At 31.6% G+C, this 19,545-nt stretch carries 27 protein-coding genes; 25 read left to right on the top strand and 2 right to left on the bottom strand.

Features of this window, described 5'->3' with window-relative positions:
• The first annotated feature begins 3 nt into the window (after window positions 1-3).
• The 5 genes from BN38_RS06965 to BN38_RS06945 all read left to right on the top strand — a co-directional run bounded on the left by BN38_RS06965 (window position 4) and on the right by BN38_RS06945 (window position 3,614).
• A complete protein-coding gene (locus BN38_RS06965; RefSeq protein WP_044566240.1) occupies window positions 4-993 on the top strand; it encodes an NAD(P)H-dependent glycerol-3-phosphate dehydrogenase in 990 nt (329 codons plus the stop codon).
• A gap of 66 nt (window positions 994-1,059) precedes the next feature.
• A complete protein-coding gene (locus BN38_RS06960) occupies window positions 1,060-1,680 on the top strand; it encodes a cell division protein SepF (RefSeq protein ID WP_044566238.1) in 621 nt (206 codons plus the stop codon).
• A gap of 47 nt (window positions 1,681-1,727) precedes the next feature.
• On the top strand, window positions 1,728-2,495 hold the full coding sequence (locus BN38_RS06955) for a YlmH/Sll1252 family protein (protein ID WP_044566237.1): 768 nt from the start codon (window positions 1,728-1,730) through the stop codon (window positions 2,493-2,495).
• On the top strand, window positions 2,492-2,935 hold the full coding sequence (lspA, locus tag BN38_RS06950; RefSeq protein ID WP_044566236.1) for a signal peptidase II: 444 nt from the start codon (window positions 2,492-2,494) through the stop codon (window positions 2,933-2,935). The genes BN38_RS06955 and lspA overlap by 4 nt, the downstream gene beginning before the upstream one ends.
• Window position 2,936: 1 nt before the next feature.
• A complete protein-coding gene (locus tag BN38_RS06945; RefSeq protein WP_044566235.1) occupies window positions 2,937-3,614 on the top strand; it encodes a uracil-DNA glycosylase in 678 nt (225 codons plus the stop codon).
• Here the strand turns inward: BN38_RS06945 and BN38_RS11570 are convergent.
• Together BN38_RS11570 and BN38_RS11565 are read right to left on the bottom strand one after the other, a co-directional pair.
• A complete protein-coding gene (locus tag BN38_RS11570) occupies window positions 3,609-4,028 on the bottom strand; it encodes a hypothetical protein (RefSeq protein WP_326544525.1) in 420 nt (139 codons plus the stop codon). The genes BN38_RS06945 and BN38_RS11570 overlap by 6 nt on opposite strands.
• A gap of 86 nt (window positions 4,029-4,114) precedes the next feature.
• On the bottom strand, window positions 4,115-4,513 hold the full coding sequence (locus BN38_RS11565) for a ribonuclease H-like domain-containing protein (RefSeq protein WP_326544524.1): 399 nt from the start codon (window positions 4,511-4,513) through the stop codon (window positions 4,115-4,117).
• Window positions 4,514-4,580: 67 nt separating this feature from the next.
• Here BN38_RS11565 and BN38_RS06935 point away from each other — a divergent pair, with 67 nt between their 5' ends.
• From BN38_RS06935 to BN38_RS06840, 20 genes are all read left to right on the top strand, one after another.
• On the top strand, window positions 4,581-5,699 hold the full coding sequence (locus BN38_RS06935; RefSeq protein WP_044566234.1) for a cysteine desulfurase family protein: 1,119 nt from the start codon (window positions 4,581-4,583) through the stop codon (window positions 5,697-5,699).
• The gene (gene thiI, locus BN38_RS06930) at window positions 5,696-6,856 is read left to right on the top strand and encodes a tRNA uracil 4-sulfurtransferase ThiI (protein WP_044566233.1); all 1,161 of its coding nucleotides are present in this window, start codon (window positions 5,696-5,698) and stop codon (window positions 6,854-6,856) included. The genes BN38_RS06935 and thiI overlap by 4 nt, the downstream gene beginning before the upstream one ends.
• 112 nt (window positions 6,857-6,968) lie before the next feature.
• A complete protein-coding gene (rplU, locus tag BN38_RS06925) occupies window positions 6,969-7,280 on the top strand; it encodes a 50S ribosomal protein L21 (RefSeq protein WP_044566232.1) in 312 nt (103 codons plus the stop codon).
• 3 nt (window positions 7,281-7,283) lie between these two features.
• The gene (locus BN38_RS06920; protein ID WP_044566231.1) at window positions 7,284-7,595 is read left to right on the top strand and encodes a ribosomal-processing cysteine protease Prp; all 312 of its coding nucleotides are present in this window, start codon (window positions 7,284-7,286) and stop codon (window positions 7,593-7,595) included.
• Between the two features lies 1 nt (window position 7,596).
• Window positions 7,597-7,890, top strand: coding sequence for a 50S ribosomal protein L27 (gene rpmA / locus BN38_RS06915; protein ID WP_044566230.1), 294 nt, complete (start codon window positions 7,597-7,599; stop codon window positions 7,888-7,890).
• A gap of 54 nt (window positions 7,891-7,944) precedes the next feature.
• Window positions 7,945-9,225 (top strand): GTPase ObgE, encoded by a 1,281-nt coding sequence (gene obgE, locus BN38_RS06910; protein ID WP_044566229.1) that lies wholly within the window; start codon window positions 7,945-7,947, stop codon window positions 9,223-9,225.
• Between the two features lie 8 nt (window positions 9,226-9,233).
• Window positions 9,234-9,518: a ribosome assembly RNA-binding protein YhbY gene (yhbY, locus tag BN38_RS06905; protein ID WP_044566228.1), complete on the top strand. Its 285-nt coding sequence runs from the start codon at window positions 9,234-9,236 to the stop codon at window positions 9,516-9,518.
• Between the two features lie 12 nt (window positions 9,519-9,530).
• Window positions 9,531-10,127, top strand: a complete 597-nt coding sequence (gene nadD, locus BN38_RS06900; RefSeq protein WP_044566227.1) for a nicotinate (nicotinamide) nucleotide adenylyltransferase — start codon at window positions 9,531-9,533, stop codon at window positions 10,125-10,127.
• Window positions 10,120-10,674, top strand: a complete 555-nt coding sequence (gene yqeK / locus BN38_RS06895) for a bis(5'-nucleosyl)-tetraphosphatase (symmetrical) YqeK (RefSeq protein ID WP_044566226.1) — start codon at window positions 10,120-10,122, stop codon at window positions 10,672-10,674. Before nadD ends, yqeK begins: the two co-directional genes overlap by 8 nt.
• A complete protein-coding gene (rsfS, locus tag BN38_RS06890) occupies window positions 10,667-10,975 on the top strand; it encodes a ribosome silencing factor (protein WP_044566225.1) in 309 nt (102 codons plus the stop codon). Before yqeK ends, rsfS begins: the two co-directional genes overlap by 8 nt.
• 28 nt (window positions 10,976-11,003) lie before the next feature.
• On the top strand, window positions 11,004-11,624 hold the full coding sequence (locus BN38_RS06885) for a helix-hairpin-helix domain-containing protein (RefSeq protein WP_044566224.1): 621 nt from the start codon (window positions 11,004-11,006) through the stop codon (window positions 11,622-11,624).
• Between the two features lie 8 nt (window positions 11,625-11,632).
• A complete protein-coding gene (locus tag BN38_RS06880; protein ID WP_044566223.1) occupies window positions 11,633-12,061 on the top strand; it encodes an RrF2 family transcriptional regulator in 429 nt (142 codons plus the stop codon).
• Window positions 12,042-14,657 (top strand): alanine--tRNA ligase, encoded by a 2,616-nt coding sequence (gene alaS, locus BN38_RS06875; protein ID WP_044566222.1) that lies wholly within the window; start codon window positions 12,042-12,044, stop codon window positions 14,655-14,657. Before BN38_RS06880 ends, alaS begins: the two co-directional genes overlap by 20 nt.
• A 12-nt stretch (window positions 14,658-14,669) precedes the next feature.
• Complete coding sequence (locus BN38_RS06870) at window positions 14,670-14,930, top strand: IreB family regulatory phosphoprotein (RefSeq protein ID WP_044566221.1); 261 nt, start codon at window positions 14,670-14,672, stop codon at window positions 14,928-14,930.
• Window positions 14,923-15,342: a Holliday junction resolvase RuvX gene (ruvX, locus tag BN38_RS06865; RefSeq protein ID WP_044566220.1), complete on the top strand. Its 420-nt coding sequence runs from the start codon at window positions 14,923-14,925 to the stop codon at window positions 15,340-15,342. The genes BN38_RS06870 and ruvX overlap by 8 nt, the downstream gene beginning before the upstream one ends.
• On the top strand, window positions 15,335-15,577 hold the full coding sequence (locus BN38_RS06860; protein WP_044566219.1) for a DUF1292 domain-containing protein: 243 nt from the start codon (window positions 15,335-15,337) through the stop codon (window positions 15,575-15,577). Before ruvX ends, BN38_RS06860 begins: the two co-directional genes overlap by 8 nt.
• Entirely contained in the window at window positions 15,567-16,010 is a 444-nt protein-coding gene (locus BN38_RS06855; RefSeq protein WP_044566218.1) for a Fur family transcriptional regulator, read from the top strand. The genes BN38_RS06860 and BN38_RS06855 overlap by 11 nt, the downstream gene beginning before the upstream one ends.
• A complete protein-coding gene (locus BN38_RS06850) occupies window positions 16,007-17,686 on the top strand; it encodes a ribonuclease J (RefSeq protein WP_044566217.1) in 1,680 nt (559 codons plus the stop codon). Before BN38_RS06855 ends, BN38_RS06850 begins: the two co-directional genes overlap by 4 nt.
• The gene (locus tag BN38_RS06845) at window positions 17,673-18,305 is read left to right on the top strand and encodes an O-methyltransferase (protein ID WP_044566216.1); all 633 of its coding nucleotides are present in this window, start codon (window positions 17,673-17,675) and stop codon (window positions 18,303-18,305) included. The genes BN38_RS06850 and BN38_RS06845 overlap by 14 nt, the downstream gene beginning before the upstream one ends.
• Window positions 18,302-19,543, top strand: a complete 1,242-nt coding sequence (locus BN38_RS06840) for a peptidase U32 family protein (protein WP_044566215.1) — start codon at window positions 18,302-18,304, stop codon at window positions 19,541-19,543. The genes BN38_RS06845 and BN38_RS06840 overlap by 4 nt, the downstream gene beginning before the upstream one ends.
• The last annotated feature ends 2 nt before the right edge of the window (window positions 19,544-19,545 follow it).

Below are 19,545 nucleotides of genomic sequence, written 5' to 3'. Positions count from 1 at the left end.
ATTATGGAAATTTCAATCTTGGGTGCAGGATCTTGGGCTACTGCTATAGCTCATGTACTCTCAACAAAATATGATGTCCTTCTATATGCTAGAAACATGGACGATGTTGAAAGCATCAATAAAAACCATGTAAACAGAAAATACTTAAGTGAATTTAAACTAGCAGAAAATATTAGAGCTACAAATAATTTTAAAGATTTATTTGCCAATAAATATGTTGTAAATGCAATACCTACACAAAGCACTAGAAGTGTTCTAGAAAAGCTAAAGCAATATGTAAGTGAAGACCATATATTTATTAATTTATCCAAAGGACTAGAGCTTAAGACTCATTTCCGCCTATCTGAGATATTTTATGATATCCTAGGTGAAAATATTACTTATGCTGTCTTAAGTGGCCCAACTCATGCTGAAGAAGTCATATTAGAAATGCCTACAGCTATAGTTTGTGCTTGCGAAGATGAAAATGTAGCTAAAGAAATCCAAGAAATTTTCAATACAGATTTCTTTAGAGTATACAGATCAACAGATGTCATAGGAGTTGAACTAGGTGGAGCTATTAAAAATACTCTTGCTCTAGGCATAGGTATGGTCACAGGCCTTGGATATGGGGATAATACTAAGGCTGCAATAATGACTAGGGGAATCCATGAGATGAGTAGATTTACTGAATCTTTTGGTGCACATCAGCAAACTATAAACGGTCTAGCGGGTATTGGAGATCTCATTGTAACTGCAACAAGTATGCATTCCAGAAACAATAGGGCAGGTATTCTATTAGGTAAGGGTCTTAGCATAGAAGAAGTTAATAATGAAATAAATATGGTAGTTGAAGGTATTCCTACTACTAGGGCAATCTATGAATTGGCAAGTGAGAAAAATATTGAACTACCAATAACAAAAGAAATTTATGAAATTCTTTACAAAAATAAATCAGCTGATGAATCAATTAGCGATTTAATGGGTAGAAATTTAAAAAGTGAATTCATATAATTATGTTTCATTTTGAATAATTTGAGTTATAATAATATGTAGAAGAAAAAAAGTAAAGGAATTTATATGTTTGACAAGTTTAAAGAATTTATTGGTATAGACGATAACTATGATGATTACGATGAGGAGCAAGCTTATTACGAAGATGAGGAAAAAGAAGATTTAACAAGTAGGGAAAGCTATGCAAGCTTATTAGATGATAATCAATCATCTTTTGAAAGCAACACTAAGACCTATGAAAGTGAATATAGTGGATCATCAAATGATTCATATAATTATTCTTCAGATTATCTTGATAGTAACTATTCATCAAATGATTACAAGCCAACAAGTAGCCGTTACCAAAGACCATCAAAAAGAGGAGATAGAGTAGGAAGTATGACAGACAATAATTTTACTAGCAGATCATCTTTAAGAATTAGTATCCAAGAACCACTTGATTATGAACAAGATGCTCCAAGTGTAATAAATGACATTATTAACAAGAAAGTAGTTGTTCTAAATCTGGAAATGGTAGATGCAGATATGAGAAGAAGAATCTTTGACTTTGTATCTGGAGCTGTATATGCCCTAGATGGAACTGTAGAAAAAGTAACCAAAGGAATATTTGTAATAACACCAAATGGTGTTGAGATAGACAACACAGTCACAGAACAAATATCTGAAGGAAACTACAACCAATTATAGGTAAAGGATAAGGAGCTGTTTGATTAATAACAGCCCTTTTATTTTTTATGAGCTTAGAATTTAATTTAGACTTTATAACAGACAAAGCAAAGAAAAGTAACATAAAAAAAGCCTTAGCAATCCTTGAAAGATCCTATTATAAGAACATAGAAGAATCAAGTTTTTTCTTAGATCCATATGAGCAAGATATCATAAGATCAATCGCCATAAAAAATGGAATAGATATAAGTTTTATTGGCGGTAATGACCTTGCCGAAAGAAAAATATTTGTAGCAAATTATTACTATTTGCCATTAGTAGAAGAAAACTACATATCTATACTAAGTTTCAAGCAAAACTCCCTGAGCCATCCTGATGTTCTAGGAGCCTTGATGAGTCTTGATATAGATAGGACTAAAGTTGGCGATATAGTAATTGCTGATGACTTTTGTGAGTTTGCTATCTTAAAAGATGAGGCAAATTTTGTAAAATATAATCTCACGAAAATAAAAAGAGAAGGAATAGATATAGAAATAAAAAATCAAGCACACCTAGATATTATAGAAGATGAGTTTGATCAATTTAGTGGTTTTGTATCTTCTCTTAGACTAGATAATCTTATTTCCTTGTTTTTAAATAGGTCAAGGTCAAAGGCTAAAGATATAATAAATAATAAAAATGTAAAAGTTAATTATGAACTTATCGATGATCCTGGTAAAACTATCGATGAAGGAGCTATGATTTCTATAAGAAAAGAAGGAAGATTCATCTTTGATGAGATTACTGGATCAAGCAAAAAAGGTAACTTACATATTAACTATAGGAAGTTGAAATGATATATATTTTAATTATAATTGTTGGAATAGTACTAGATAGAGTAAGCAAAAATTATGCTATAAATAATTTTATAGATAACCCTCACCAAGGCAAGCTTTTAAACCTTACATACTTGGAAAATAGGGGAGCTGCTTTTGGTATATTACAGGATAATAGAATATTTTTTATTCTATTAACTATTGTTATTGTAGCCGGATTAATTTTTTATTTTATAAAAAATTATAAAACAAATCCTCAAATTCTAAATATAGCTCTTGCCTTTGTAATATCAGGAGCCATAGGTAATTTTTATGACAGACTCATCCAAGGATATGTTGTCGATTTCTTAGAATTTGCCTTTGTTAAATTCCCTGTATTTAATGTAGCGGATATATTTGTTACTGTTGGAAGTTTTTTAATTATTATCTACCTATTGTTTTTTGAAGAAAGTAAGAACTAAAATGAGTGTATTTATTGGCAATGATTGGGACCTGCTATTAGCGGCTGAATGGGAAAAAACTTACTATCAAAATTTGAGAAAAGAACTTATAAAAGAGTACAGAAAGTATAAAGTTTACCCAGATATGTATGACATATTTAATGCTTTAAAATCTGTAGCTTATGAGGACTGTAAGGTGTTAATTCTAGGTCAAGATCCCTACCACGGCAAAGGGCAAGCCCATGGCTATGCTTTTTCCGTCAAAAAAGGCGTAAGGACTCCACCATCTCTTTTAAATATTTATAAAGAAATGCACGAAGACATAGGAACTTACATTCCTGATAATGGTTACCTTAAAAAATGGGCAGACCAAGGAGTTCTACTACTAAATACATCTTTAACAGTAAGAGCAGGTGAGCCTAATTCACACGAAAAACTAGGCTGGGAAATACTTACAGATAGGATAATCAAATTATTAAATGATAGGCAAAAACCAATTGTCTTTATTCTTTGGGGACGTAATGCTCAAAGCAAAGAACCATTTATTACTAATCCCAAGCATTTAATAATAAAATCACCTCACCCATCACCATTTTCGGCATCAAGGGGATTTTTTGGATCAAAGCCATTTTCAAGAACAAATGATTTCTTAAAATCTGTGGGTCAAGAACCTATAGATTGGCAAATAGAGAACCTATAAATGGGTCTCTATTATTTTTTTGCTCAAATTTAGTATGTTCTTGTAATTAAAAATATAGTTCTCCTTAATGATATAAAGCTTTGGATCGACATCTACCGTACTAAAATTTTCTAGATTGAAAGTATTTAATGCCACAAACCCTCTTGTGTTTTCATCAAACATACCGTAAAGAACTTGTAAGTTTATATCAATCTTATCGTCTTCAATTCTCAGCTCATAGTTTGGACCGTTAAAATAAGAATTTGCAAAAGATTTTTCTGAAGTGAGTACAAATTTGGCAATATCATTATTAATCCAGGAAGAATTTAAGGTGATTTTATTATTTTCTAAGTTTGTAGAAAGTTCATCATTAAAGTAATCTTTTATATTAGCAAGTTTTTCAGTTGCAATTAGATCATTTTCATTGTGGATCATTATAGGTTTTGGTTTATCTCTTTTTATTATGTCATCTGTAAGTTTACTTATAACCTTATACCTACTTGGATCATCTCTAAATATGCCTATTTTTTTTCTAAATCTATTAGCTTCATAGATTCAAACACAAAGAATTTTCGCTTTGATGAGATTTCTTTTAGTATGTCGTAAGAATCTGGAAATACTGGGAATAGATCATTTGCTATGAGTCTATTGTTTAAAAATGGAATATCGAAGATATCTCCATTAAAATTAATTATAGTCTTATCAATTATTAAATTAGTATAGATTTCTAATAATCTTTTTTCTTCTTGATCGTCCTCAGCAAAGTATTGTTTTATGTAACACTTTTCATTTTCATAGGCAATAGTACCCAAGACTACTAGTTGATCACAAGAAGAATCCAATCCAGTTGTCTCTATATCCAAAATTATTTCATTTTCTTTAAGATTATCTGGCTGATATAGTTTTTTATAAGTTATCATATTTTTATTATACTTGATTTGTATATATTAAAGTTAGTAATATAATTATATACTTAAAGGAGATGCTATGATATATTTAGATAATGCAGCTACTACACAAATATCAAAAAAAAGCCAGGAAGCACGAGATTTTGCAGAGAATACATATTTTTCAAATTCTTCATCTCTGCATTCTTTTGGCATGAAATCTGAAGAATTGATTGATGAATCAAAGAAAATAATCGGAAAAGTTATTAATGCCAATCCTAACGATATTTATTTCACCAAGGGAGCCACTGAAGCCAATAATATAGTTATAAGTTCCTTTAGTGGTGATAATTCAAAGGCAATTACAACTTCTATTGAACATTCATCTGTTTTTGATAGCTTTAATTCATATCCTTACAAAGAAGTAATTTATTTAAAAACGGATAGGCATGGCTACATAGATTTGGCAGAATTAAAGGAAAAGATAGATGATAAAGATGTAAAACTGGTTTCAATAATCTATGTAAACAACGAAATTGGAACAATCCAAGATATTACTTCCATTAGTAAAATTCTTAAGGGTAAAAATATCATCCTACACATAGACGCAACCCAAGCCTTGGGGAAAATAAATTGTGATGTAAAAAAACTCGGAGTTGACTTAATGAGTTTTTCTGCCCACAAATTCCATGGTCCAAAGGGAGTAGGAGGTCTCTATGTTAAGAAAAATATCTTACCAAAATTAAAACCAGTTTTATTTGGAGGTCGTCAACAAGTTATATCTAGTGGGACAGATAATCACCCAGCTATATATGCCATGGGAGTAGCTCTAAAAGAGCATATGGAAAATTTTGATAGAGAATCTATCAAAAATTTAAATCTCTATATGAGAAATGAGATTTTAGATAATATCGAAGATATAGAAATTAATTCACCAGATGATAATTTTGCTCCTCACATACTATCAGTAGCCTTTAAAAATATTAAATCTGAAGTTTTGCTCCATATGTTAGAGCAAGAAGAGATATATGTATCAAGTGGATCAGCTTGTTCTAAGGGAAACAATAATAGGATTCTGGAAGCTCTAGGTGTTGATGATGCTTACAAAGATGGTGTAATTAGATTTTCTTTTACAGATACAACTAGCAAGGAAGATATTGACAAGACTATTAAGGTTTTAAAAAACAGTATTAGTGAAATTAGAAAGGTTATGATATGAAAGCTCTAATATCAGTAAGTTTTGGAGAGCTATTTCTCAAGGGAGCAAATAGGAAGCAATTTTATAACAACGCCCTATCCCATATATTTAAAAATATAAAATCTATCGGCTACGATAAGTACTATACAGAAAGTGCCAAGTTATATATAGAAGCTTGCGAAGATAATTTTGACGCTATTATTGAACAATTACAAAAAGTATTTGGTATAGCATATATAGATATAGTGTATAGGACAGAAAAAAATGAAGAAGATATATTTGAGGCAATCAAAAAATCTATAATAGATGCTTACGGAGAAGATGAGTTAACTTTCAAAGTTCAAACAAAGAGAGTTGATAAGTCCTTTAAATATCAATCACCTGAATTTAATATGTTGATGGGTGATAAGATTTTGGATGAGTTCCCAAATCTAAAGGTTGATATTCACAATCCTGATTTTAAGGTTTTTATAGATATTAAGAACAATGCCTATATATATTCAAAAAGATATGCTGGTCTTGGAGGACTTCCTATAGGATCTAGTGGTAATGGACTATTGATGCTATCAGGAGGAATAGATTCGCCTGTTGCTGGATACTTGATGGCAAAACGTGGCATGAAAGTCAATGCATTACATTTCCATTCCTATCCTTACACATCTCTTAAAGCTAAGCAAAAAGCAATTGATTTAGCAGAAATTATGAGCGATTATACTGGACCAATGAACTTATTTATGGTAAACTTATCTGAAATTTACAAGGCTATTGCAACAAACTGTGATAGGCGTGAAACAACCATTTTATCTAGAAGATTTATGGTTAGAATTGCAGAAAAGCTTTCAGAAAAATATGAATATAAGGCATTAATTACTGGAGATAGTCTAGGTCAAGTAGCTAGTCAAACCCTAGAATCCCTATCTGTAGTAGAAGAAGCAACAAGCTTACCATTACTAAGACCACTAATAGCAATGGATAAAAAAGACATAGTTGATTTATCAAAGGACATTGGATCTTATGAAAAGTCAATTGAACCATTTGATGATTGTTGTTCAATATTTGCCCCAGATAATCCACTAACAAAACCTAAACTTCACTATATAAAAATGAGCGAAGAAAAACTTGATATAGACAAATTAGTAGATGAGGCTCTAGATACAATAGAAATTATAAGAATATAAGATAAAATATTTGACAAAATACTATTATATTAGTATTATTATAAGGTAAACCGCTCAGTTTGGGTACTGATCACCTACGCTGGCGAGAATTTAAGAAGTTAGGAGGACACCTATGTACGCAATTATTAAAACAGGTGGAAAACAATATAAAGTATCAGAAGGCGACCTAGTTAGAGTTGAAAAACTACCATACGAAGTAGGCGAAACTGTTGAATTTGATGAAGTACTTTTAGTTGGTGGAGATAGTGATGTAAAAGTTGGAGCTCCAACAGTAGAAAATGCAAAAGTTTCTGCAACTATCGAAGACCAAGCAAAAGATAAGAAAATCGTCGTTTTCAAATATAAACCTAAGAAAATGTATAGAAAAAAACAAGGTCACAGACAACCATATACTTTAGTTAAAATTAACAGTATTTCTTTATAATAAATGATTAATGTTAATCTTTTATTAAAAAAAGAAAACATTGTAGGATTTGAAATAAGTGGCCATGCCGATTATGATGAGTATGGCAAGGACATAGTTTGTTCAGCAGTAAGCATACTTGCTTACACCTGTGTAAATACTCTTGAGTTATACATTGATGAATTTTCATTTAAGGATGACGATGAAATTATGAAACTAATGGCCTATCAAACAAATGAAAAGGCAGAAGTGGTATTTACAAGTTTTAAGACAGGAATATGGACCTTAGAGCAAAGTTATAATAACTTTGTAAAATTAAATTATAAGGAGATATAATATGATTTTAAATATTAACTTACAAAGATTTTCAAGTAAAAAAGGGGTATCTTCTTCTAAAAACGGTAGAGATTCAGAAAGTAAGAGACTAGGCACAAAAAGAGCTGATGGTCAATTCGTAAACGCTGGAACAATCATCGTTAGACAAAGAGGAACAAAAATCCACCCAGGCAACAATGTAAAAAAAGGTGGAGATGATACTCTATACGCATCATGCGAAGGAATTGTAAAATTTGAAAGAAAAGGACGCGACAGAAAACAAGTTTCTGTTTATCCAAAACAAGATATTGCCTAAGAAAAACTTAGCCTGCCTTTTCGGCAGGTTTTTTTCATATGAAAGGAAATTTTTATGATAGATTTTGCAAAAATTAGTCTAAAAGCTGGAGATGGCGGAAATGGAGCTGTAGCTTGGCGTAGGGAAAAATACGAGCCGACAGGTGGACCAGCTGGTGGTGACGGTGGCAATGGTGGTAGTATCATTATTAAAGCTACAAGAAACCTATCTACCCTAGATGAATTCAGATACAAAAGTAAATATAAGGCGCAAAATGGTCAACCAGGTGGTAAAAACAAGAAATTTGGCAAAAAAGGTGATGATTTAATCATCAAAGTTCCAGTTGGAACAATACTAAGGGAGGCAAACTCTAATACCATTATCAAAGATTTTAAACTAGATGGAGAAGAGTTTCTAATAGCAAAAGGGGGAAAAGGCGGTAGAGGAAATGTTCATTTCAAAAATTCCATTCGTCAAGCACCTCGTTTTGCAGAAAATGGTAAAAAGGGACAAGAGATAGATTTGCTTCTTGAACTAAAAGTCTTAGCTGATGTTGGACTTGTCGGTCTACCAAATGTTGGTAAATCAACCTTGATTTCTGTAATCTCTTCTGCCAAGCCAAAGATTGCAAACTATCATTTTACAACCATAGATCCAAACCTAGGTGTAGTAAATATAGATAATGAAAGATCTTTTATAGTCGCAGATATTCCAGGCCTCATAGAAGGAGCTAACGAAGGTCAAGGTTTAGGACATGACTTTTTAAGGCATATAGAAAGATGTAGAGTTCTTATCCACCTAGTTGATATTTCAGGAATTGAAGGAAGAGATCCAATAGAAGATTTTAAACTTATCAACGAGGAATTAAAATTATACAATGAAAATTTAGCCGACAAACCAATGATTGTTGCCTTAAATAAAAGTGATCTAGATACTAATAATAACGCAGAGAACTTTATTAAAACTTTTGGTGATACTTATGATATTTATCAAATATCCGCAGCAACAACTAATGGCATTAAGAAACTTTTAGATGCAAGCTATGACATTCTTTTACAAAGTGAAGATAAGAAATTTGACCTTATGGAAGATGTTGATGAGAACTTCCTAGAAGAATATTATAACAGGGAAATAGACTACGACTTACAATTTGCAAAAGATAATGAAATCTTTGTTGTATTTGGCAAAAGAATTGATAACCTTTTAGAAAAAGTAAATCTTGAGGACTATGATTCTCGTATGTTCTTTGAAAAAACACTTAGAGAAATGGAAGTTTTTGATAAATTAAAGGAAATGGGAATTGAGCAAGGAGATAGTGTTGCAGTTGGCGATATTGTCTTTGAGTATTATGAATAGGAGGAACAATGATTAGTGGTAAACAAAGAGCAAAATTAAAGGCAGAAAGCCATGATTTTAAGCCAGTTATAAATATAGGCAAAAACTCACTTACTAAAGAAACTATAGGAGCCATAGACGAGGCGTTAGAGGCTCGTGAACTTATAAAAATTAAAGTATTAAATAACAACCTAGATGACCAAGATGAGATAGTAAAAACACTATTAGAAGAATTGAATGCTGAGTTTGTCAATCATTTAGGAAGTATTATTACTATCTATAGACAAAATGACGAAAATAAATACGATATTTAGTCAGGATATATTATGAAAATAGGTTTATATGGAGGAACATTTGATCCAATCCATATTGGACATCTAATAGTCATGGAAAATGTGTTCAATTTCCTAGACATAGATAAGATTATAATTCTTCCAAGTTCCAATCCACCACACAAAGTAAACAAACAAAAAACCAAGGCCGACCTTAGGATTGAAATGGTAAAAAGAGCAATAGCTGACAATCCAAGGGTAGAGCTTTCCACCTATGAAGCTAGAAATGATGACGTAGTTTATACTCATGAAACTTTAGAATATTTCAAAAACACTTATCCAGAAGATGAGTTCTATTATATCATGGGGGAAGACTCATTTATGACAATCGATACTTGGAAAAATTATGAAAAAATTTTAAATGATAAGTTAATTGTCTTTACAAGATCAAATACCGATAGTGACAGTGATCTTGTGAAAAAAGTTGATCAAATAAAAAAGGATAACCAAGAAATCTATCTTATAAACAACTTAAACATTAACATATCTTCTACCCTAATAAGAGGATTGGTAAAAGAGGGTAAGAGTATAAAATACCTTGTGACTGATGAAGTTATAGATTTTATAGGAGCACACAATCTATATGTATGATTTAAAAAAATGGGAAAATAACTTGGTAGAAGATATTGGATCAAAAAGATTCAAGCACTCAAAAAGGGTAATGGAAACTGCCCTAAAACTTAACAAAAACGTTGATGATGATTTAGTTAAAACTGCAGCAATACTTCACGATTGCGCAAAGTACAATGAAGATAAGTATCTAAAATTATTTGCTGCTAATATAAGCTCTGAGACTATCAATTATAAATCTGTTTTGCATTCTTTTTTAGGAGCAGAAGTAGCTAAAAAAGTGTATAATATAGATAATGACCAAGTACTTGATGCTATAAGATATCACACTACGGGCAAAGAAAATATGAGTGAATTAGAAAAAATAATTTACCTAGCAGATGCCATAGAACCTGAAAGATCTTATCCGGGCGTAGATGAATTAAGGGATTTGGCAAAAAAAGATATTGACAAAGCAATTCTATATAGCTTAAGTCACAATATTATCTATTTGACCAATAAGCAGGTTTTGATTCATCCACTTACTATCAGTGCTTACAACTATTTGATTAAGGAGAAAAATGAATAAATTAGATATTATTTTAAAAGTTTTAGATGATAGAAAAGCTGAAGATATTAATGTTTTAGAACTAAGCGATTCTTCTATTGCAGATACCTTTGTGATTGCAACAGGTACTTCAGTTATTCAAACAAAAGCTCTAGCAGACTATATTGAAGAAGAGCTTAATAAAAACGGATATGAATTGCTATCTAAAGAAGGTTTGCGTGAAGGTGAATGGATACTAATGGATGCTGATGATATTATAGTTCATATCTTCACACAAAGACAAAGAGAATTTTATGGAATAGACGATTTATGGGAAGAATAATCTTCTCATAAATTGCTAGGTTTTCAAAATGGATGATAAGAGAAAAGATAAAATTATAATGGGTCTAATCATAGTTGTTGTGGCTTTATTTGCTAATAACTATGTCAAGAATAACGAAGATGATTTATTAGGATCAGAAATTTCTTTACTTGATACATCCTCTGATGCATTATCACCTGCAGATAAAGACGACAATGTTGAAATAAATGAAATGAAAGTCTACATTTCTGGTGAGATTGGTAAAGAAGGTGTCTACGAATTTGAAGATGGTGACAGGCTTGATGATTTGATTAAAAAAGCTGGTGGTTTGACAGAAAATGCAAACGCAAAAGATTTAAACCTTGCCATGAAGCTTGAAGATGAGATGAAAATATACATACCTAGTATCTATGAAATAAGTTCAGTAGATACTGCTGATACAATACCAATCATATCATCTGATAGCAAAGACTCTAGTAAGGATAAAATAAATATCAATAAGGCCAGCAAGGAAGAATTGATGACCTTGCCAAATATTGGAGACAAGAGAGCTGATTCAATCTTAGAATATAGAGAATCTAACACATTTGAAACTATAGAAGATATAAAAAATGTAAATGGAATTGGAGAGAAATTTTATCAATCTCTTAAAGATTTGATAACTGTATAGGAGATATAATGAAATTATCAACTAGAAGTAAATATGGGCTAAGAGCTATATGCTACTTGGCAGAAAATGAAGATAGAGGATATATACCTGTTTCTGAAATATCAGAAAATCTTGATTTATCTGATAACTACCTTGAACAACTCATAAGGTTACTTAAAAATGCTAATATAGTTGAATCCACTAGAGGTCCAAAAGGCGGATACAAGCTAGTAAAAAAACTTGATCAAATAACAGTTGGTGAAGTTTTAAGAGTTCTTGAGGGTACTTTTAATGTAACAGGTTGCCTTGAAGATGGTAGTCATTGTGACAATGAATGTAGGGCATATTTCGCCTTTAATAAATTAGATGAAGCTATAAATGATACTATTGATTCCATAACATTAGATACTATGGTAAATCAAAATAATAGGAGAGTCGATGAAAAACTTAGGAGTTAATGAACTTAGAAAATCTTATATAGATTTTTTTGGAAATGAGAAAAATCACACAATTTTAAAATCTTTTTCTCTAATACCAAAAGATGATGAATCTTTACTTTTAATAAACGCAGGTATGGCACCACTTAAGAAGTATTTTACTGGTGAAGAGAGCATGAAAAATAATAGAGCAACATCTTCACAAAGATGTGTTCGTACTGGAGATATTGAAAGAGTTGGAAAAACTGAACGCCATGGAACATATTTTGAAATGTTGGGTAACTTTTCTTTTGGAGATTATTTTAAGAAAGAGGCCATTACTTGGGCATATGAATATTTGACTGAGCACCTAGAGATTTCTAAGGACTTGTTATGGGTTACTGTTTACAAAGATGATGACGAAGCATATAACATTTGGAAAGATGAAGTAGGCATGCCAAAAGAACGTATCCTACGTCAAGATAAGGATGAAAACTTTTGGGAGCTAGAAGTTGGTCCATGTGGACCATGTTCAGAAATATTCGTAGACAGAGGTCCTAGCAAGGCAGTTGATGAAAATGACAATGCTCCTGGTAATGACAATTCTGATAGATTTCTAGAGATATGGAATCTAGTATTTACTCAATTTAATAAAGATAGTGAAGGAAACTATACACCTCTAGCTCATCCAAATATTGATACTGGTATGGGTCTTGAAAGAATTGCCATGATTCTTCAACAAAAAGATAATATCTTTGAAGTTGATATAGCTCAAGATATTATAAGAGAAATAGAAAAAGTATCAGGCAAAACATATAAAGAAAATCCAAAAGATGACGTTTCAATCAGAGTTATCACTGACCACGTAAAGGCCATGACATTCCTTGTTTCAGATGGAGTAGTTCCATCAAATGAAAAACGTGGATATGTCCTTAGAAGACTTATAAGACGTGCCTATAGACACGGCAAGCTTCTTGGTATAGACGGCGAATTTTTAACTAAGATTGTAAATAAAGTTATTGACTCCTATGAAGATGAATACAAAGAATTATCTGAAAATAAAGATCATATACTTGAAGTTATCATCGAAGAAGAAGATAGGTTCCAAAAGACTATAGACCAGGGCTTGGATAGATTAAATACTCTAATAGATGAAATGGAAAAAGATGGCAAAAAAATCTTAGATGGATCTGAAGCCTTCAAATTGTATGATACCTATGGATTCCCTCTTGATTTGACTAAAGAAATATTAAATGAACAAGACTACGATGTAGATGAAGATAAATTTAATCAAGAGATGGAAGATCAAAGAGAAAAAGCTCGTAATGCAAGGAAAAAAGACGCTGGTTGGTCACTTGATAATATAGTTACTGATGGAATCAACCCAACAGACTTTATTGGTTATGATAATTTATCAGTTAATGCAAAAATTACTAATTTATTTGACGAAAATGGCCAAGTAAAATCGCTAAAAGAGGGCCAAGAAGGTATAGTAGTAAGTGATAAGACTTCATTTTATGCTGAAGGCGGTGGTGAAGTAGCTGATATAGGTTATATATATAGTGATAATGCTAAGGCAAAAGTTACTGATGTTCAAAAGAAAAATGATATTTATTTCCACTACGTAGATATTATAGATGGTGAAATTAATTCTAATGAAGAATATACTTTTGAAGTTTGTAAAACTCGTCGCTTAGATATAACGAGAAATCACTCAGCAACTCACTTATTAGACCAAGCCCTCAGAGATGTATTAGGTGATAGTATAAACCAAGCAGGATCTCTAGTAGATGATGAGAAACTCAGATTTGATTTTACCTATAATGGATCACTTACAGCTAGCCAAAAAAGAGAAATTGAAGATATAGTTAACGAAAAAATCAGAGAACAGTTAGATGTAACAAAAGAAATTCTCCCATTCAAAAAATCCCAAGAAATGGGAGCTATAGGACTATTTGAGGACAAGTACAAAGACGAAGTTAGGGTCGTTTCCATCGGAGATTATTCTAAAGAATTGTGTGGTGGATGCCATGTTAACAATTCATCTGAAATCTTAATGTTTAAAATAATAAGCGAATCATCAGTTTCTGCTGGCGTTCGCAGAATAGAAGCTATAAGCGGTAAAAAAGTTTATGAGCTTTTACAAAAACAAAAAACTGACTTAGAAAATATAGCTTCTGATTTAGGAACTAGAGAAGATTTAATTGAAAATAGAATCAAATCTATTAAAGAAGAAATCGCAAATCAAAAAGAAGAAATAAAAAGATTAAAATCATCTTCAAACAAAGATACTTTTGATCAATTAAAAAAAGCAGTAGAGAAGAAAGATGATATAAATCTACTTATTTATAAATTTGAAGATGCGACTACAGATCAGATGCGTGATTATGAAAATAGATTAAAACAAACATTTGATAATTTAGTCATAGTTTTTGCAAGTCTAAGTAATAATAAGTTGATATTTACGGTGTCTGTTGATGATAGTTTAACTAATAGATATGATGCAGGAAAAATAGTAAGAGAGATAAGTCAGTTAACTGGTGGAAACGGCGGAGGAAGAAAGAACTTCGCACAAGCTGGAGGAAAAGATATTTCTAAAGTAGATGTTGCTTTAGAGAGAGCTCATCAAATTATATAGAGGAGTTTTAAAATGACTGAAAATAATAATTTTAACGAAACTATCGCTTTTAAGCCTGAAAGAGATGACCAAAAGGATATAAGAGAGATTTTAACAACTGTTTATAATGCCCTAGAAGAAAAAGGTTATAAGCCAACAGGGCAGATTGTTGGATACTTGTTATCTGGAGATCCTACCTATATTACAGCTCATAATGGTGCACGTAAACTTATTAGAGTTGTAGATAGAGATGAAATACTTGAAGAATTATTAAATAGCTATATCAATGACTAGGATAATGGGTCTGGATGTAGGTGATAAAACTATTGGGGTTGCTCTTAGCGACCCTATGTTTTTGATGGCTCATCCCATAGAAACAATAAAAAGAAAAAAAGCAAGCCTAGACATTCAAAGGCTAGTTGAAATTATAGAAAAAGAAGATGTAGAAACAATTGTGATAGGTCTTCCTAAAAATATGAATAATTCCATAGGCCCTCAATCTATGAAAGTAATGAGTTTTGTAGATTTGCTAAAAAAGCAAACTGACAAAGAGTTTATTTATGAAGATGAAAGAATGACTACTCTTCAATCAGAAAGAGTACTTATTGATATGGATGTAAGACGAGAAAATAGGAAGAAATATATAGACAAAATTGCAGCTACATTTATCTTGCAAAGCTATTTAGACAGGAGAAACAATGGATAGTATTGTTTTATATGATGAAGATAATAATGAAGTCAAATTTAATATAATAGATACTTTCGGAGTAGATGACAATAATTACTGTGCCCTTCAACAAGACGATGATGATTTAATTCTTATTGCAGAAGTGATAAATAATGACGATGAAGTTATATTTAAAGCTATAGATGATCAGGAAGAATTAGATGAAATTATCAAATTGTATGAAGAAATGAAGGAAGAAGACAATGGAAACTAAAGAAGTTAGAAAAATTTTTGAAGATCATAATCAAAAGTTTACAAAGCAAAGAGAGATTATTTTTAATGTTTTAAAAGATAGCTCTCCTAAGCATGTCACACCAGAAGAACTATTTTCCATTGTTCATGAGGATAATAAGCAAGTAGGAATTGCAACAATATATAGAACTTTAAATATTTTTGAAGAATTAGGTATTGTTAACAAACAAGAATTTACTGACAATGCCTATACTTATGAGCTTATAGATTCATTAAATGACCATCACGATCATATTATTTGTACTAGTTGTGGGAAAATAATTGAAGATGAATGTATAGATAAAAATGAATTAACAAAATCATTAAAAGATATGTATGATTTTGATATGAAATATTGTTCTCTTAGAATTTATGGCACATGCTCCGAATGTCAAAAACTTAAGGAGTATAAATGAGACATGAGAAGAAATTAAAGCTAATTCCCATAGGGGGATTGCAAGAAATTGGTAAGAACTGTACTATAGTTGAATACGGAAATGACATGGTTATGATAGACTGTGGACTTACATTTCCTGACCAAGATATGCTTGGAGTAGATATAGTAATACCAGATTTTACCTATGTAGAAGAAAACAAAGATAAACTAAGAGGTATATTTGTAACCCACGGTCACGAAGACCATATTGGCGCTATACCATACTTTTTAAAGAGTGTAGATACAAATGTATATTGTTCAAAATTAACAAAAGGTCTTTTAGAAAACAAATTTAAAGAACATGGCTTAAATCCAAATAGAATCAAAATGGTAAATGTCAACAACAAGGTTAATGTTGGCGAATTAAGTGTAGAATTTATTAGAGTAAGCCACTCTATTCCAGATTCTTGTTCTATAGCAGTTAAATCACCTGTAGGAACAATTCTATTCACAGGCGACTTTAAAATGGACTTTACACCAATTGATGGTGATCCAACAGATATACAAAGGCTAGCAGAACTAGGTAAAAAAGGCTTACTAGCAGTTTATGCAGATAGTACAAACGTTGAAAGACCTGGCCACTCACTTAGTGAAAAAGAAGTTGGAGATACTTTTATAAGGATTTTCGGTCAAGTAAGTGGCAGGATAATTGTTGCTACCTTTGCAAGTAACCTTCATAGAGTTCAACAAGTAATATATGCGGCCGAAAAATATAACAGAAAAGTGGCACTTTCTGGCCGTTCAATGTTAAATAACGTTAAGATTGCTAGCGATTTGGGATATTTAAAAGTTAAGAGCAATACACTAATTGACATGAAAAATATCAAATCTTATGCTGATGATGAGATAGTTGTTCTTTCAACAGGTACTCAAGGTGAGCCGCTATCAGCACTTACAAGAATGGCTAATGGAGAACACAAACAAATTCACCTAAATGAAACAGATACAGTAATACTTTCTTCATCAGCAATTCCAGGTAACGAGATAGCTATCAATAATACCATTAACAAACTTACAAAGATTGGTGTAAATATAATATATGCTTCTCTTGCAAAAGTCCATGCATCTGGACACGCTTGCCAAGAAGAAATAAAATTAATGTATCAACTAACCACACCAAAATATTTATTACCTGCCCATGGTGAGGCACGTCAATTACAAACTCACCAAAAAATAGCTGAAGATATGGGCATGGATAAGGATAAAATATTTGTTCTAGAAAATGGAGATGTACTTGAGTTTACTAAGAAAACAGCAAAAGTTGCTGGAAAAGTAACTGCTGGAAAAGTTTTAGTAGATGGCTCTGGTATTGGTGATGTAGGAAATATTGTTCTAAAAGATAGAAAACACCTATCAGAAGATGGTCTTATGGTTGTATCTATAACATTTGACAGAAATACCCAAGCCTTACTAGCAGGTCCAGAGATAGTATCTCGTGGTTTTGTATACGTCAAAGAAAACCAAGATATTATAGAAAATGCAAAGGAAGTTGTTTTAAGGTCAGTTGAAAAATGTCAAAAAGAAGAAATAAGAGCATTAAGTCAAATAAAATATCAGATTAGAGAAGACTTAAAATCTTATTTATACAACGAACTAGGCCGTGATCCTATGATATTACCAATAATATCAGAAGTAGAAAATAATGAGATATATTAATTACCAACATACTAGTGATTATTTAGAAAACATTATTGAAGATAGGGACTTTTTAGACCTAAGATCATATGCTTTAAAGAATGATGTCCCTATAATGAATGTAGAGAGCAAAGAATTTATCAAAAGTATATTGGCTATACAAAGGCCAAAAACCATCCTAGAATTAGGAACGGCTATAGGATATTCATCCTTAGTTTTTTATAAATATACTAAAGCTGATATTACTACCATAGAGCTTGATGAGCCTACATCAAAAATAGCCCAAAATAATTTTGATAAATACAATGCTCCTATAAATTTAATAAATGATGATGCAATGAAAGCCTTGAATAATATAAGTCAAGGCTTTGATTTTGTTTTTATTGATGCCAATAAGGCTCACTATGAAGACTATTTTAAAATTTGTGCTAATTTATTAAATGACGGTGGAATAATAATAGCTGATAATGTTCTGTTCAAAGGCATGGTCTTAAATGATGATTTGGTAAATAAGAGAATGATCACTATTGTAAAAAGATTAAGAAATTATCTATCCTATGTAAGCGATAGGAAAGACTTTAAAACTTCTATCATACCATTATGTGATGGTTTAACTTTAAGTGTTAAGGAGAATAAATGAATAAGGAAAAAGTAGAATTACTTGCCCCCGCAGGTGATATGGAAAGGTTAGAAGCAGCTGTAAAATTTGGAGCAGATGCAGTATTTATGGCTGGAGATAGCTTTGGTCTTAGGGCCAATGCCAAAAATTTTGATAGAGAAGCTATGATTGCAGCTGTAAAATTTGCCCATGACAACGGAGTTAGAGTTCATATAACAATGAATATAGTACCTCACGATGAAGATATGAACGGTATTGAAGATTACTTAAAATTTCTTGATGAGATAGGTGTTGATGCACTTATAATTTCTGATCCTGGTATCTTTTCACTTGCTAAGGAACTAACCAATATAGACCTTCATATCTCTACACAAGCTTCTGTTACAAACACAGCAACTGTGAATTTTTGGTATAAGATGGGAGCAAAAAGAGTTATACTCGCTCGTGAACTGTCATTGGAAGAAATCATCGAGATTAGGAACAATACTCCAAAAGATTTGGAAATAGAAGTATTTGTTCATGGAGCTATGTGTATATCCTACTCTGGTAGATGTCTACTATCTAACTATATGACAGGACGTGATGCCAACAGAGGAGATTGTGCCCAAGCTTGTAGGTGGAAATACAGTATTCAAGAAGAAAATAGGCCGGGAGAGTATTATCCAATAGAAGAAGATGGATCAGGGACCTATATAATGAACTCTAAAGACCTATGTTTGATAGATGAACTTGATAAGCTTATAGAAGCTGGTATTGATAGCTTTAAAATCGAAGGAAGAATGAAGACAGAGTTTTATGTTGCTACTGTTATAAGAAGCTATAGACAGGCTATAGATGCTTATTATGAAGGTAATTATAATAAAGAAACTATCCAAAAGTATTTCAATGAAGTTGAAAAAGCAAGTCACAGACACTACACAAAGGGATTCTTTTATAACAAACCTGATGGAGATGGTCAAATCTATGAGACTTCATCATATATTAGAAAATATGACTTTATAGGCAAGGTATTAGATTACATTCCAGATACAAAAGAAGCTATTATTGAACAAAGAAATAGGTTTTTCCTAGGAGAAGATATAGAAATATTTGGAAATAAAAAAGATTTTTACGAATTTAAAATTGATAATATGAGAAATTCCAAGGGTGAGGATTTAGAAGTTGCTAACAAAGCTAAGGAAAAGATCTATATGACAATTGATTATCCACTAGAAAAGGGAGATCTACTAAGAAGAGCCATTAGCGAAGACAATGACTGATA

The sequence above is a fragment of the Anaerococcus provencensis genome (assembly GCF_000312365.2).
Taxonomy (GTDB): domain Bacteria; phylum Bacillota; class Clostridia; order Tissierellales; family Peptoniphilaceae; genus Anaerococcus; species Anaerococcus provencensis.
The sequence above is the reverse complement of the archived record's forward strand: the minus strand, read 5'-3'. Positions and strand labels throughout refer to the sequence as shown.